The organism is Vibrio sp. Hal054, assembly GCF_037162405.1.
In the GTDB taxonomy this organism is placed as follows: Bacteria; Pseudomonadota; Gammaproteobacteria; order Enterobacterales; family Vibrionaceae; genus Vibrio; species Vibrio diazotrophicus.
This window is the reverse complement of record NZ_JARLUT010000001.1, coordinates 651,449-666,021: the sequence shown is the minus strand read 5'-3', so window position 1 is coordinate 666,021 and position 14,573 is coordinate 651,449. Positions and strand designations below refer to the sequence as shown.

The window sequence follows — 14,573 nt, the reverse complement described above, 5'->3', positions numbered from 1 at the left end:
ACAAGCTTAGTAACAAGCTATCACTTTGCCATACGAGCAGCCTTTGATATAAAGGCACTAATTGATGTAAGAGATCTCAAATTAATGACAAAGCTTTTTTATCATTCACTCAGCCGTGGCTTCACTCTATTTTTAATGACTCTTCTCGTAAGTGGTTGCCAAATAGATTCCGAACCGAAAAGTGAACTTGACCAGATCCGTGAACGCGGAGTCTTGCGTGTTGGTACATTAAACAACCAACTCTCTTACTACATCGGTCCAGATGGCCCTTCTGGGTTGGATTATGAATTAGCCCGAGAATTTGCAGCACAACTGAATGTCAAACTTGAGATGAAGCCCGCTTATCGCCTCTCAAGTCTGTTTCCTGCTCTCAAAAACGGCGAGATCGATATCATCGCTGCAGGTCTTAGCCAATCGGAAGAACGTCTGAAAGACTACCGCGCCGGCCCTGCTTACTACTACGTATCTCAACAAGTAGTGTATAAAAAAGGCCAATGGCGTCCGCGTAATATTCAGCAGCTTGTCAATAAGCAACAAGAGCTTGAAGATCAAAATGACGGCCAATCTATTTTCAGTGTGGTTGATGATTCTCACTTTGAAACAACGCTCAACGGACTAAAGAAAGATTACCCTGATTTTGATTTCCATATTGATACCAATTCAGACGTCAACGATCTGCTCAAAAGCGTTTCCGAAGGTTCATTGCTGTTTACTATGGCAGATTCGGTAGAAGTTTCACTTTCTCAACGTATTTACCCTGACCTCGCGTCTGCCTTTGAAGTGACAGAAGACCAACCTATCTCTTGGTTTATGCGTCGTTCACAAGACGAAAGCCTGTATGCCATGATGATTGAGTTCTTTGGTGAACTAAAACAATCAGGATCGCTCGCATCATTAGAAGAAAAGTACATCGGTCACATTGGCACTTTCGACTATGTAGACACGCGTGCATTTATTCGAGCACTTGATAACCGACTGCCTAAATGGGCACCACTATTCCAGAAATATTCGGATGAATTTGACTGGCGCTTGATTGCGGCACTGGCTTATCAGGAGTCTCATTGGAACCCTAGAGCTAAATCACCAACGGGTGTACGTGGCATGATGATGCTGACGCTACCAACTGCGAAAAGTGTTGATGTCTCCAACCGCCTTGACCCAGAACAGTCGGTTAGAGGTGGTGTCGAGTACCTACGAAGAATGGTGGCGCGAGTTCCAGATTCCATTTCTGATCACGAAAAAATCTGGTTTGCCCTTGCTTCCTATAACGTCGGTTACGGACACATGATGGATGCTCGTCGACTCACCAAACTTCAGGGCAGTGATCCGGATACTTGGGCAGAAGTAAAAGACAGACTACCTTTGTTACGTCAGAAGAAATATTTCTCGAAGACCATCTATGGTTATGCTCGTGGTGATGAAGCGAGAAACTATGTTGAGAACATACGTCGTTACTATCAAAGTATCATTGGCCATTTAGAGCAACAGAAAGTGGTTAGCGTCGAATCTGGCACCGATGACATCACGGTGATTCATTTACCGGAAGAGGATGAAAGTGATGAAAGTACCCTTGATGAGTCTATTGATGATTCGCAAAACGATGAAGAGAGCTTAGATTCTGAGCAAGCAGAATCGGCAAGCGATAACCCTGCATCAATTCAAAAATAAACACTTGATTTTTTTCTTCGGAACCCATAAATAGATATGTGCATCCGCTCTTACTCTACAAATAAAAACAAGTAAGAGTCGGATACATAAAAACGTCAAATAAGTTTGATAGTTTGGCGCCCTGATTGGATGAATAATTGGGGTTTGTTGTGATAGTTAGTACTGAAAGGGGGACGTTTTATGCTTAAACGCAGGCCTAAACTCCTTAACAAAGCAGTATCAGCTAACCGCCGTCGCCGTATGCTAGCCAATACAAAAAAGAAAGTGCTAGCACGTCATCGAGCGTATGTACATTTGGAAGAACAGTACTTGTAATCAGCTGATATTTTAGGGACGCAAACATCTACAAATGTAGATGTTTGCCAAAGACCCACTACCACTCGTTTTATTCACTCGTCTTATTTTGTTCTATCCCGCTACTTCCCACTTGTTACTTTTATTTCTCAACTGTTTGATCTCGTTTCTGTTCATCTTTTAATGCTTTAATTTCTTTGCGACGACGCTTGAAGAAGGCCTGTAACTGCTGGCGACACTCATCCTCTAATAAACCTTTTTCTATCGTGGCGTAGTGATAAGCCGCAGGGCTGTCAAAGATGTTCAATACCGTACCTGCGGCACCGGCTTTAAGATCAGGAGCACCATAGACAATTCGCTTTACTCGACTATGCAATAAAGCGCCAGCACACATAGGACAAGGTTCCAACGTGACATACAACGTTGTATCGAGCAGGCGATAGTTTTCTAACTTCTCTCCCGCCTGACGTAATACCTGAATTTCAGCGTGAGCCGTTGCATCATGATTGCCAATTGAACGGTTCCAGCCTTGCGCGATGATTTCACCATCTTTAACCAATACAGCGCCCACAGGAACTTCTCCTTGCTCTTCAGCCTTAGCGGCTAAAGCCATCGCTTGGCGCATAAAGTCTTCGTCTTGTGGGCTAAATTCCGCTTGGGATTCCGTCATTATTCTCTCTCTTGTTGGACTTGGGTTTGTTTGCCCTTTATTGGACGAAATTATACAACAGCTTCGGCTGATAAGCTTTGCGCAAGGTAATCCACCAGCAGGCGGACTTTGGCCGAGAGATGCCGATTGTGAGGATAAAGCGCCCACACTCCTTCTCTGTCATCACGATACGAAGGAAGTACTTCGACTAATGCTCCTGAAGCTAAGTGTTCACTTACGTAGTAATCCGGTAGCTGAACCATGCCCATTCCACGCAGTGCAGCATCCAACAGAACGATCCCGCTATTGCAGTTAATATTACCTTTCACCCGAATAGAGCGTGACTGGCCGTGTTCCTTGAAACGCCAGTGATCATAAGTTCCAATCAAACATTGATGTTTATTAAGCTCAGACAATGTATGAGGCACGCCAAAGCGAGCCAAGTATTCTGGCGTTGCACAAACATATAACTGTCGATTACTCAGTTTCTTAGCCCGAAAACTGGAATCGTCTAACTGCCCCAAACGGATTGCCAGATCGACACCTTGTTCAATTAAGTCGAGCTTTTGGTTAGTGAGCACTAACTCTAAATTTAGCTGTTCATGTTGCTGAAGAAACTGATGAAGTAGAGGCGCAATTTTTTGCTCTCCGTAAGTCACTGGTGCTGTCACTTTTAGTTTGCCTTGCGGCGTTTGCTGCATTTGAGTAACGGTTTGCTCTGCTTGCTCTAAACCTTCAACCAACACTCGACATTGCTGAAAGTAAACCAGCCCTGCTTCAGTCAGAGACACCTTACGTGTCGTTCTTACCAACAGCTTCACTTTCAGTCGCTCTTCAAGCGTTGCGACACGGCGACTAATGTTCGCCACAGAAGTGTTTAAGCGCAACGAGGCCTGAGTGAAGCTTCCACACTCAGCAACCGCTATAAATTCGTTAATTCCTTCCCAACCTGCCATCAACAACTCTTTTTGATTATTACAATAGTGTAAAAGTTATTCTCATTTTCACCCAATTATTAACCAAAGAGAAGCTTCTATACTAAAAGACTACTAATGGTGTTGGGAGTACACCAAGCACTCCTCGTTATTGATTAAAAGGATGACCACATGTCACAAGACAAATTCATAAAATCACGCGCTGCGGTTGCGTGGGGTCCAAACCAACCTCTTAAAATCGAAGAAGTTGATGTGATGCTTCCTCGTAAAGGTGAAGTGTTAGTGCGAATTGTGGCATCAGGTGTTTGTCATACTGATGCATTCACGTTATCCGGCGAAGACCCAGAAGGCGTGTTCCCATCGATTCTTGGTCACGAAGGTGGCGGTATTGTTGAGATGGTCGGTGAAGGTGTTACTTCTGTTGATGTCGGTGATCACGTTATCCCACTTTACACAGCAGAATGTGGCGAATGTAAGTTCTGTAAATCAGGTAAGACCAATCTGTGCCAAGCGGTTCGCGAAACCCAAGGTAAAGGTTTAATGCCTGATGGTACGACTCGCTTTTACAAAGATGGTCAACCTATTTATCACTACATGGGTTGCTCAACCTTCTCTGAATACACTGTACTGCCTGAAATTTCTCTTGCGAAAGTGAATAAAGAAGCACCACTAGAAGAAATCTGTCTATTAGGTTGCGGTGTCACAACGGGTATGGGCGCGGTAATGAATACCGCTAAAGTGAAGAAAGGCGACACTGTCGCTATCTTCGGCTTAGGCGGTATTGGTCTTTCAGCCATTATCGGGGCTCGCATGGTCGGCGCAAGCCGTATCATAGGTATCGATATCAACGAGAAGAAATTCGAATTAGCGAAACAGCTTGGTGCGACAGACTGTATCAATCCGCAACACTTCGACAAGCCTATTCAAGAAGTGATTGTTGAGATGACAGACGGCGGCGTGGACTTCTCATTTGAATGTATCGGTAACGTAAACGTGATGCGTCAGGCGCTTGAATGCTGTCATAAAGGCTGGGGCGAATCCGTTATTATTGGTGTTGCTGGCGCAGGTCAAGAGATCTCTACTCGCCCATTCCAATTGGTCACTGGACGTGTATGGCGTGGTAGTGCATTTGGCGGAGTTAAAGGTCGTTCACAACTTCCGGGCATCGTTGAGCAATACCTTGCAGGTGAGTTTGGCCTACAAGAGTTTATCACTCACACCATGGCCTTAGATGAAATCAACGATGCGTTCGATTTGATGCATGCTGGCGAAAGTATTCGCTCTGTCGTTCACTTCGATAAGTAGTGTAGAACGATATAATAAAATCAGCGTATACCTTTTAATTTCGAGTGGCTGCCCGTTTAAGCGGTCACTTGAGACAACTGGGTATAGGAGGAAGAATGAGTTTAATTAATCATAGCCAAGCGAAAGTTTTCGATGGCTGGCACAAGCAATACATTCATCAATCCAGCACTCTCAATTGTGAAATGCGCTTTGCAATTTATCTGCCGTTAGAAGCGACCGAGGATAAACCAGTACCTGTATTGTATTGGTTATCAGGTCTCACCTGTACAGATGAAAACTTTATGCAGAAAGCGGGCGCTTTCAAAAAAGCCGCAGAGTTAGGGATTGCGATTGTCGCTCCAGATACCAGTCCTAGAGGCGAAGGTGTTCCTGATGATCCGGAAGGAGCTTATGATTTCGGCCTCGGTGCAGGTTTTTATCTTAATGCTACCCAAGAGCCATGGCAGGAACATTATCAGATGTACAGCTACATCGTTGATGAACTGCCGCTGCTGATAGAAGCAAATTTTCCTGTTAGTAAACGCAAAGCCATCTCAGGGCATAGTATGGGTGGTCACGGAGCCTTGACGATTGGCATCAAGAACCCAACGGCTTATTCGTCGATATCTGCATTTAGCCCTATATGTCATCCGATGGCCGTGCCTTGGGGACAAAAAGCGTTCCGCAATTACTTAGGCGAAGACAAAAGTAAATGGCTACAGTATGACGCAGTCGAGTTAATGAAAACTCACCTAATAACTGCGCCAATATTGGTTGACCAAGGAAACGCAGATAGCTTCTTAACTGAGCAGCTCAAACCAGAGACATTGCAATCAGCAGCGATTGAAGCAAAAGCAAACTTAACTCTGCGTATTCAGCCAGGGTATGACCACAGCTACTACTTCATTCAGACATTTATCGATGATCACCTAGAGTTTCACGCTAAATATCTTAAAACTGAGTAATGATTTATCTCAATTCAAAAAGCCCGCGACATGCGGGCTTTTGTATCGATTGATGCTTATAGCTCGCTCAAACACCTAGGTATTAAACTCACTGTATTTGGACAACATCGTTTGTAGAGAGACCGTTTGCTTACTTCCGTTTCGGTCAAACCAAGATACTTCCATAGTGATCGTTTTTACTGCCAATGTTGGATTGGGCTCATGAACATCCCAACTCACTTTGTACACAGGGTCTTCGTTACATACATAAGAAGCGATGTTCCTATCATAGTCAGGCGTTCTAACGCGCATATGAGCCGCTCTAGAACCTCGAGTTCGAAACCACTCCAGCCTCTGCTCTGCAACATTCAACGCTTTAATGCTGTGTAGGGCATAATCTGCACGTTGTTCAATATAAGCTTGAAGTTTGATAAGCCCTAAGGCACTAACCCCAATTAAAGCAAAAGTGATCATCACTTCAACCAAACTAAAACCTGACTGTTTGTTTCTATTCTGCATACCAAGATCCTTCTCTCCACCTTGGTGGATTAACATTTGCCTGTACGTTATTGATGACATCACCATTAAAATTGACTTCTAATGAATCATTAAATACTGCTGACTGCCCCGGTGTATCAAAGTATTGCCCACCAGATAAACTGAACGCACCATATTGATAATATGAAGCTATGTTTCGAAAAGATCGCTCAACAACAGAAGAAGGATGATTCAAAATCCTATCCGCAACAAAGCCTCTCCATTGAATGGGAGATGCAACAAACTCTCGATTAAAATGGAATAAAACCCCTTTGAACGGCTCAGACGAGCCACCGGGAGGCTTACCCATCACTGAAAAAACGCCTTCGTGAACAAGTATTAGAACACCGTCAGTAGCAGAAGCCGCATTGACTAAGTTATTGTATTCAGACATTTTGATCTCACATCCCCCTTCAACCCAGAGGAAATGTTTGCCAGAACGAATTTGCGATGCCAATGCGCTGCCGCAGTTATACACTTGCTTAGGATACCCAACGCCCTCCATCACAGTTACTTTGTCACTCATTTTCACCTTGTCATGTTCGTGAGCAGGGACATTAAAGAACTGTTCGAATAGAGATAAATGGGCATCTTGTACGAAATCTTTTCCTAAATGTCCCCACGATTGACCGAAAGAGCGATGAGAACCAAGACAGTCTTTGTAACCGGGGTTACTAAAATCTTCATAGGGTTTTCTGCCGTGAACCACTCCCTGATTAACCAACGATGGTGAATAAAAACGTCTCCCATAACGAAGAGCGACACACTCCCAACCTCTCTCCGTGAACTTACCAGGATCAGGCGTTGCAAATGACAAACTAGAATGAAAATACAAATCCGCATTGGACTGTATTGCCCCTGAGCTCAATCTATTCTTAATCAAGATTTCTTTTTCTACAGTACTGTAACCACTTTGTGCTACCACACGCTGACCATGAACAGAAGGGACAAAGGAAGCAATGACTCCATGCCCGGAACCACAATCAGTAATATTTTGTGGAACCTTATTTTCAGCTCGGAACTGCGCATAACCACACTCAATAGCACCTTCCGCTAACCAATGGTTTTGCCGAGATTTAATCTCATTTTGGGAGCGTTTAATTTGGTAAAAAAGCGATTTCTGAGTGCCCAACGTCACCGTTAATGCCACCATCAATAAAATGGAGGTGACAGCTAAAGTTGTAACACCTTTTTGTAAGCACCTACTCATTGCCAGTTCCTCTGCGTCACTTTGATCTCTAAATATTGATTAATTTCAGGCTCTTTCGTCAGATGAGCAGCCATGCGAACAATAACAAAGGCACTTTCGACATCATTACTATCAATCTGATGGCTAGTAACGGAAAATTGGTTCACGGATATTTGGTTAGGATCAAACACGGAATAGCAGTTACCAAATTGAGTTGCAGCAGAATAAACAGAGATCAACGTTGGCCGGCTTTTTTCGCAGAACATCAGACTAGAAGTTTTACTATTTAACCAATACAGCACATGTCTATATTCAGGAGGAGTGCTTGAACGAACTTTATACACATACCCCAATGCGTTAGGTTTGCTATGTACATAGGTGACCTTTGACTCGCCCAAAAATCGCGCTGAAGTATCAAATCCATCATCGAACCCAGCTCTTAATATGTCCTCTTTTAGTTGATGCAATGTGCTTGATACGTTCTGTAACAGCATAATTTGTTTACTTTTTTCACTAGCAGATTTTTGCGTTGAAAGGAGCACACTACCAATAGTCGTTAATGCTATTCCTCCTAATAAAGCTGCAACCATGAATTCAACAATGGAGAAACCACTACATTTGCGAACTGCACTGCGAGTAACCATAAAACTCCCCTCCTTCTCCGCAAACAATGATTCGACTAGCACCAAACGAGCTTCTTAAATTCAATGGTTTCTCTATCAGATCAGTTAATGCAAAACGTAAGGTGCCATTACTTATCTTGCCTCTGATGCCATTGAACTTAATTTGATTCGATAGGTAATTGGATTGGAAATGTATATTTCTATACTTGTCTCCAACCATAACTTGTATCGTTTCCCCTGCTCCTGAAGTTTCAGAATCAGTCACACGTATAGACCACATCCCCGTTACCGTCGGATTACTATCCATTTCAATATGAGCCCAGAGATCTTTATTACGAAAGACAGCTTCTGATTTAGCCTGAACAAGAAACCCGTGTATTTCAGAAGCTAAATTCCTGATTTTGTGTTTCTGTTGGTAGAGATAAAGATTCGGCGCAGCAAAAGCTAACAACACCGACATAATAGAAATCGTGATGAGCATCTCTAGTAAAGTGAACCCGCGAAGCATTTCCCAAATTCCTCTGTAAGTCTTGCAATTAATATGAATCAACTTGCAAGGATACTAACAGGTACTAAAAATGGCGTAGGTTGATATGGAGAAGTAATAGAAATGATTCGTATATTTTACTGCAAGATAGCGTCACGTAAGCATCAAGGTTTGACACTCATCGAATTAATCCTCGTTGTGGCCATCATTGGAATTCTAGGTTCTATCGCCTACCCCAACTACAGTGACCACATTAGGAAAGCACATAGAAAGCAGGCAATGGCCGATATGTCTAAATTGCAGCTCTATTTGGAAGAAAACTACGACAATGGTTACTCAGCGGATACCATAATGACTAACGATATTTGCAACAGCTTTTGCGAAGTCGATCGTGATAGATATGAGATTTCAGCCACTGTCAGCAAAACGGGGTATCTGATTACAGCAACGCCTAAGGCGACGAAAGGGCAGAACAACGACACCTGCCTAGGCAAAGCTTATAACAAGTTGACGCTATCACACACAGGAGAAAGCTTACCCAGTGGTTGCTGGCTTTAAGCTTCAAATACAAATAAGGCCAGCAATGCTGGCCTTATTTTTATATCTAGTCACGAGATATTAGCTGGTTAGATCATCGAAGAACTTCTTAACACCGTTGAAGAAACCTTCTGATTTAGGTTTGTGCTTTTGACCCGCTTCGCCACCGAAAGAGTCTTCCAGTTCACGTAGCAGTTCTTTTTGACGAGAGCTGAGCTTCACAGGCGTTTCTACCACCAGCTTCACTAGCAAGTCACCGATTGCACCACCGCGAACACTCTTAACGCCTTTACCACGCATACGGAACATACGGCCTGTTTGCGTCTCTTCCGGCACTTTAAGGTTTACACGACCATCAAGAGTTGGGACTTCAACTTCACCGCCAAGGGCAGCCATAGCAAAGCTTACTGGCACTTCACAGTAAAGGTTGTTGCCATCACGTTCAAAAATGTGGTGCTCTTTCACGTGTACTTGTACGTACAAATCACCTGCTGGTGCACCCATTTCTCCCGCTTCACCTTCGCCAGATAAACGAATGCGATCGCCAGTATCCACACCTGCAGGGATCTTAACGTTAAGGGTTTTGGTTTTTTGCTTGCGACCTTGACCATGACAGTCATTACATGGGTCTTTAATGATCTTGCCTTTACCATTACAGGTAGGACAGGTCTGTTGTACAGCAAAGAAACCTTGGCGCATTTGCACTTGGCCGTGACCGTGACAGGTTCCACAGGTTTGTGCCGATGTGCCTTTCTTAGCACCAGAGCCATTACAAGTATCACAATGAACCAGTGTTGGTACTTCGATTTCTTTGCTGCAACCGCGAACCGCTTCTTCTAGAGTCAGTTCCATGTTGTAACGTAGGTCTGCACCACGCTGTGCGCGAGGACCGCCGCCACGACGAGCACCACCGAAGATGTCACCAAACACATCACCGAAGATGTCACCAAAATCGGCACCGCCACCACCAAAGCCGCCACCGCCCATACCACCTTGTTCAAAGGCTGCATGACCATATTGGTCATAAGCGGCTTTCTTCTGATCATCCGTCAGAATTTCGTACGCTTCTTTTACTTCTTTAAACTTATCCGCAGCAGTCGCATCACCCGGGTTGCGGTCTGGGTGAAATTTCATTGCTAGGCGCTTATACGCCTTTTTGATATCGCGCTCTGAGGCATCACGGCTAACGCCTAATACTTCGTAAAAATCACGTTTTGACATGTTTTAAACTACCAATTACTTTGAGCGAGAAGCGCATTGCTTCTCCGTCTTTTATCAATCAATCTAGATAATATTACTGACAACAAATTTAGGTTTTAATTAGCAATCAATATGTTGACGCTATCAGTTGACGAGCAAATAGTATTATCTAGATAGACTCTACAACTAGAAACATGCGGGCGAGAGAGAAACTCTGACGCCCGCAAGTAAATAGAATGAATCGTGAACACAGATGACTTGTCATTAAACAAGCCATCCGCTTACAACAAATTATTTCTTGTCGTCTTTCACTTCTTCAAATTCAGCGTCAACAACATCGTCTTCTTTAGAAGCTGATTGCTGCTCAGCGCCCGCACCTTGTTGTGCTTGTGCTTGCTGTTGGGCAATTTCCATTAGCTTTTGAGAAGCTTCCATCAACGCTTGAACTTTTGCGTCGATTTCTGCTTTGTCGTCGCCTTTCTTCGCAGTTTCTAGTGCTGCTACAGCGGCTTCAATTTTCTCTTTATCTTCTGCTGGAAGAGCTTCACCGGCTTCAGCAACTTGTTTTTGAGTTGCGTGAATCATTTGGTCAGCTTGGTTACGTGCAGTTGCTAGCTCTTCGAACTTCTTGTCCGCTTCTTTGTTAGCTTCTGCTTCTTGTACCATTTTCTCGATTTCTTCGTCGCTCAAACCGCCAGAAGCTTGGATAGTGATCTTCTGCTCTTTGCCAGTTTGTTTATCTTTCGCAGATACGTGCAGGATACCGTCCGCATCTAGGTCGAAGATAACTTCGATCTGAGGCATACCACGTGGTGCAGGTTGAATACCTTCTAGGTTGAATTGACCTAGAGACTTGTTATAAGTCGCTTGCTTACGCTCACCTTGCAGTACGTGAATCGTTACTGCACTTTGGTTATCTTCAGCTGTTGAGAACACTTGGTTCGCTTTAGTTGGAATCGTAGTGTTTTTCTCAATTAGCTTAGTCATAACGCCACCCATAGTCTCGATACCTAGAGACAGTGGAGTTACGTCTAGAAGAAGTACGTCTTTAACGTCACCAGCAAGTACACCACCTTGAACTGCAGCACCAACGGCTACTGCTTCATCAGGGTTCACGTCTTTACGTGGCTCTTTACCGAAGAACTCAGTAACTTTCTTCTGAACCATAGGCATACGAGTTTGACCACCAACTAGGATAACGTCAGTGATGTCGCCTACAGATAGATCAGCATCCGCTAGAGCAACTTTTAGTGGATCTAATGAACGTTGAACCAAATCTTCAACTAGAGATTCTAGTTTCGCACGTGAAACTTTGATGTTCATGTGCTTAGGACCAGTCGCATCTGCAGTGATGTATGGTAGGTTCACGTCAGTTGACTGTGCTGAAGAAAGTTCGATTTTCGCTTTTTCTGCCGCTTCTTTTAGACGCTGCATTGCAAGTGGATCGTTCTTCAGGTTGATACCTTGTTCTTTGTTGAATTCGTCAACCAAGTAGTTGATTAGACGGTTATCAAAGTCTTCACCACCTAGGTGAGTGTCACCATTGGTAGAAAGAACTTCGAAAGTCTTCTCGCCTTCAACTTCATCGATTTCGATGATTGAAATATCGAATGTACCACCACCAAGGTCGTATACAGCGATAACGCGGTCGCCGCCCTTCTTGTCCAAACCGTAAGCTAGAGCAGCTGCAGTTGGTTCGTTGATGATACGTTTTACTTCTAGACCTGCAATACGACCAGCATCTTTCGTTGCTTGACGTTGAGCATCGTTGAAGTAAGCCGGAACTGTGATTACAGCGCCAGTTACTTCTTCACCTAGGAAGTCTTCTGCAGTTTTCTTCATTTTCTTAAGAACTTCTGCTGAAACTTGAGGTGCAGCCATTTTTTGGCCTTTCGCTTCAACCCATGCGTCACCGTTATCAGCACGTACAATTTTGTATGGCATGATTTCGATATCGCGCTGAACTTCTTCGTCTTCGAAACGACGACCGATAAGACGCTTAATAGCAAATAGCGTGTTTTCTGGGTTCGTTACAGCTTGACGTTTTGCAGGTTGACCGACCAATGTTTCGCCGTCTGTATATGCAATAATAGAAGGGGTGGTACGCTCACCTTCTGCGTTTTCAATTACGCGAGGTTTGTCGCCGTCTAGTACAGCAACACATGAGTTAGTCGTACCTAAGTCAATACCAATGATTCTACCCATCAGGCTATCTCCGAAATAAATTCTCTGTTCGTTTGTTATGCCCTTATCGGGCTACAAAGCTAAACATGTATGTTTGCTTCTTGTATGCCCCATAGATAAGGGCGCCAAAAAGCATTTCAAGGGGAAAAATGAAAAAAAATAAAAATTATCGGCTTTTCGAGTGTTTTTTTGATGCTGGATAAAAACTCAGCGCTCTACCACCTGGTTTCACCCGATAACGATTGTCTTTCGACAAAGTAAACGGGAGGCTCTTGCCTCCCGTTTTCGTTCTTTTTCAGTAAGATTACTTAGCAACCATTACCATTGCTGGGCGAACTACACGACCGTTTAACTCGTAACCTTTTTGCATTACGAACATAACCGTGTTTGACTCGTGGTCTGGGCTTTCTTGAATTGACATCGCTTGATGGAATTCAGGATTGAAAGCTTCACCTTCTGGATTAATTTCTTTCAAACCGAACTTCTCAATCACACCAATGAAAGTTTTGTGTGTTAGTTCAACACCTTCAATCACAGGTTTAATCGCTTCGTTGTCCATGTCAGCCGCTTGAATCGCACGCTCTAGGTTATCGATAACAGGCAACAATTCTTCAGCAAAACGGTTCAAAGCAAATTTACGTGCTTTATCAATTTCTTGCTCAGAACGACGACGCATATTCTCAACTTCAGCTTTAGCGCGTAATACGCTGTCTTGCTGATCTTTCAAACGCTGTTCAGTCGAAAGCAATGCCGCTTCTAGTTGAGCAATTTTTGCTTCTTGCTCATCAAGCACTTCGCCTTCTTGCGCGTCATCTTGATTCCAATCGATATCAGCATCAGTGCCGACAGCTTCAGCTTCAGCTTCAACTTCAACCGCTTCTGGCTTCAGCTCTTCATCTTTAACTTTGTTTTCTTCGTTGCTCATGATATCTCCTGCATTCCTTCAGTTATCTCTTTTACGTAATAACCGCTAAGGAACTGAATTCTCTTTTACGTTCTTGACACAAAAATTCGCATAAAAGCGTAACTTGCCCTTATTATGGGGATGAAGAATTTTGATTCAAGCCTAATTCAGTTGGAAACTTATGAAAAAACCATTTGAAGTCATCGCCATCATTGGCAAGCCTAGAGATCAACAAGCAATTCAGACTCACAAAGAATTGTATCAGTGGCTTACAACTCTAGGTTATTCCGTATTTATTGACGACAGGCTCAAAGAAATTTTAACGGATATTCCTCAAGACCACTTCTCAAGTTTAATCGAACTTGGCAAGCAAGCAGATCTCGCGATTGTTGTCGGTGGTGACGGCAATATGTTGGGTGCCGCTCGCGTACTTTCTCGCTTTGATATCTCTGTGATCGGTGTTAATCGTGGCAACTTAGGCTTTCTGACCGATTTGAACCCTGAAGATTTCCAAACACACCTACAAGCAGTCTTGCAAGGTGAATACATGGAAGAAGAACGCTTCTTACTGGAAGCGGAAGTTCACCGCCACGGGCAAATCAAAAGCCACAATGCGGCTTTGAACGAAGCTGTGCTTCACCCTGGCAAAATTGCTCATATGATCGAGTTCGAGGTGTACATTGATGACAAGTTCGCTTTCTCTCAGCGTTCAGACGGTCTGATCATCTCTACCCCAACAGGTTCCACAGCCTATTCTCTTTCTGGTGGAGGTCCTATTGTCTCCCCTAGTCTCAATGCGATTACACTGGTGCCAATGTTCCCGCATACACTTTCTTGTCGTCCATTAGTGGTTGATGGTAAGCGCCGCATTAAATTAGTGGTGTCACCGGACAACAGAGGCACTCAAGAAGTCAGTTGTGATGGTCAAATATCGTTACCGGTGTCACCGGGTGATGAAGTGATCATTTATCAAAGCCCGAATGTTCTGAAGTTAATCCACCCGAAGGATTACAGTTACTACAGTGTATTGCGAAGCAAGTTGGGCTGGTCGAGTAAATTGTTTTAAACCAACCACTTTACCTTCTAATGACTATCGACCTCGATGAATAATATCGAGGTCTTTTTATAGGGAATTATT

14 protein-coding genes are annotated in these 14,573 nt (G+C 43.7%); 5 read left to right on the top strand and 9 right to left on the bottom strand.

Annotation, left to right across the window (positions count from 1 at the left end; genetic code table 11):
- The first annotated feature begins 84 nt into the window (after positions 1-84).
- Complete coding sequence (mltF, locus tag P4S58_RS02990; RefSeq protein WP_102968321.1) at positions 85-1,668, top strand: membrane-bound lytic murein transglycosylase MltF; 1,584 nt, start codon at positions 85-87, stop codon at positions 1,666-1,668.
- A gap of 436 nt (positions 1,669-2,104) precedes the next feature.
- Here the strand turns inward: mltF and tadA are convergent, their stop codons facing one another.
- Both tadA and P4S58_RS02980 read right to left on the bottom strand, forming a co-directional pair.
- Positions 2,105-2,632, bottom strand: coding sequence for a tRNA adenosine(34) deaminase TadA (gene tadA / locus P4S58_RS02985; protein WP_042488999.1), 528 nt, complete (start codon positions 2,630-2,632; stop codon positions 2,105-2,107).
- 50 nt (positions 2,633-2,682) lie between these two features.
- Positions 2,683-3,567, bottom strand: coding sequence for a LysR family transcriptional regulator (locus tag P4S58_RS02980; RefSeq protein ID WP_102964424.1), 885 nt, complete (start codon positions 3,565-3,567; stop codon positions 2,683-2,685).
- 150 nt (positions 3,568-3,717) lie between these two features.
- On the opposite strand from P4S58_RS02980, the gene P4S58_RS02975 reads away from it, so the two are divergent.
- Both P4S58_RS02975 and fghA read left to right on the top strand, forming a co-directional pair.
- The gene (locus P4S58_RS02975) at positions 3,718-4,851 is read left to right on the top strand and encodes an S-(hydroxymethyl)glutathione dehydrogenase/class III alcohol dehydrogenase (RefSeq protein ID WP_102968322.1); all 1,134 of its coding nucleotides are present in this window, start codon (positions 3,718-3,720) and stop codon (positions 4,849-4,851) included.
- A gap of 95 nt (positions 4,852-4,946) precedes the next feature.
- Positions 4,947-5,795 (top strand): S-formylglutathione hydrolase, encoded by an 849-nt coding sequence (gene fghA, locus P4S58_RS02970; protein ID WP_102968323.1) that lies wholly within the window; start codon positions 4,947-4,949, stop codon positions 5,793-5,795.
- 75 nt (positions 5,796-5,870) lie between these two features.
- Here fghA and P4S58_RS02965 read toward each other — a convergent pair whose 3' ends face one another.
- From P4S58_RS02965 to P4S58_RS02950, 4 genes are read right to left on the bottom strand one after another with little or no spacing between them, the layout of a single operon-like run.
- A complete protein-coding gene (locus tag P4S58_RS02965) occupies positions 5,871-6,293 on the bottom strand; it encodes a type IV pilus modification PilV family protein (RefSeq protein ID WP_042489013.1) in 423 nt (140 codons plus the stop codon).
- Entirely contained in the window at positions 6,283-7,521 is a 1,239-nt protein-coding gene (locus tag P4S58_RS02960) for a hypothetical protein (RefSeq protein WP_042489015.1), read from the bottom strand. The genes P4S58_RS02965 and P4S58_RS02960 overlap by 11 nt, the downstream gene beginning before the upstream one ends.
- Complete coding sequence (locus tag P4S58_RS02955; protein WP_102964427.1) at positions 7,518-8,144, bottom strand: pilus assembly protein PilW; 627 nt, start codon at positions 8,142-8,144, stop codon at positions 7,518-7,520. Before P4S58_RS02955 ends, P4S58_RS02960 begins: the two co-directional genes overlap by 4 nt.
- A complete protein-coding gene (locus tag P4S58_RS02950; RefSeq protein ID WP_102964428.1) occupies positions 8,113-8,631 on the bottom strand; it encodes a GspH/FimT family pseudopilin in 519 nt (172 codons plus the stop codon). Before P4S58_RS02950 ends, P4S58_RS02955 begins: the two co-directional genes overlap by 32 nt.
- 96 nt (positions 8,632-8,727) lie before the next feature.
- Here P4S58_RS02950 and P4S58_RS02945 point away from each other — a divergent pair, with 96 nt between their 5' ends.
- Entirely contained in the window at positions 8,728-9,168 is a 441-nt protein-coding gene (locus tag P4S58_RS02945) for a type IV pilin protein (RefSeq protein WP_180980198.1), read from the top strand.
- A gap of 60 nt (positions 9,169-9,228) precedes the next feature.
- Here P4S58_RS02945 and dnaJ read toward each other — a convergent pair whose 3' ends face one another.
- The 3 genes from dnaJ to grpE form a co-directional block, all read right to left on the bottom strand.
- Complete coding sequence (gene dnaJ, locus P4S58_RS02940; protein WP_102954692.1) at positions 9,229-10,368, bottom strand: molecular chaperone DnaJ; 1,140 nt, start codon at positions 10,366-10,368, stop codon at positions 9,229-9,231.
- A gap of 270 nt (positions 10,369-10,638) precedes the next feature.
- Positions 10,639-12,552, bottom strand: coding sequence for a molecular chaperone DnaK (dnaK, locus tag P4S58_RS02935; protein ID WP_102954691.1), 1,914 nt, complete (start codon positions 12,550-12,552; stop codon positions 10,639-10,641).
- A 283-nt stretch (positions 12,553-12,835) separates the two neighbouring features.
- Positions 12,836-13,456 carry a nucleotide exchange factor GrpE gene (gene grpE / locus P4S58_RS02930; RefSeq protein WP_102968324.1) on the bottom strand — a complete coding sequence of 207 codons (621 nt, stop codon included), beginning with the start codon at positions 13,454-13,456 and terminating at the stop codon, positions 12,836-12,838.
- Positions 13,457-13,616: 160 nt separating this feature from the next.
- On the opposite strand from grpE, the gene nadK reads away from it, so the two are divergent.
- Positions 13,617-14,501, top strand: a complete 885-nt coding sequence (nadK, locus tag P4S58_RS02925; protein WP_042489052.1) for an NAD(+) kinase — start codon at positions 13,617-13,619, stop codon at positions 14,499-14,501.
- The last annotated feature ends 72 nt before the right edge of the window (positions 14,502-14,573 follow it).

Coding starts and splice junctions, on each gene's coding strand:
- P4S58_RS02950 (WP_102964428.1), bottom strand. CDS start 8,631: ATGCTTCGCGGGTTCACTTTACTAGAGATGCTCATCACGATTTCTATT.
- dnaJ (WP_102954692.1), bottom strand. CDS start 10,368: ATGTCAAAACGTGATTTTTACGAAGTATTAGGCGTTAGCCGTGATGCC.
- mltF (WP_102968321.1), top strand. CDS start 85: ATGACAAAGCTTTTTTATCATTCACTCAGCCGTGGCTTCACTCTATTT.
- P4S58_RS02955 (WP_102964427.1), bottom strand. CDS start 8,144: ATGGTTACTCGCAGTGCAGTTCGCAAATGTAGTGGTTTCTCCATTGTT.
- P4S58_RS02965 (WP_042489013.1), bottom strand. CDS start 6,293: ATGCAGAATAGAAACAAACAGTCAGGTTTTAGTTTGGTTGAAGTGATG.
- tadA (WP_042488999.1), bottom strand. CDS start 2,632: ATGACGGAATCCCAAGCGGAATTTAGCCCACAAGACGAAGACTTTATG.
- nadK (WP_042489052.1), top strand. CDS start 13,617: ATGAAAAAACCATTTGAAGTCATCGCCATCATTGGCAAGCCTAGAGAT.
- P4S58_RS02975 (WP_102968322.1), top strand. CDS start 3,718: ATGTCACAAGACAAATTCATAAAATCACGCGCTGCGGTTGCGTGGGGT.
- P4S58_RS02980 (WP_102964424.1), bottom strand. CDS start 3,567: ATGGCAGGTTGGGAAGGAATTAACGAATTTATAGCGGTTGCTGAGTGT.
- P4S58_RS02960 (WP_042489015.1), bottom strand. CDS start 7,521: ATGAGTAGGTGCTTACAAAAAGGTGTTACAACTTTAGCTGTCACCTCC.
- dnaK (WP_102954691.1), bottom strand. CDS start 12,552: ATGGGTAGAATCATTGGTATTGACTTAGGTACGACTAACTCATGTGTT.
- fghA (WP_102968323.1), top strand. CDS start 4,947: ATGAGTTTAATTAATCATAGCCAAGCGAAAGTTTTCGATGGCTGGCAC.
- grpE (WP_102968324.1), bottom strand. CDS start 13,456: ATGAGCAACGAAGAAAACAAAGTTAAAGATGAAGAGCTGAAGCCAGAA.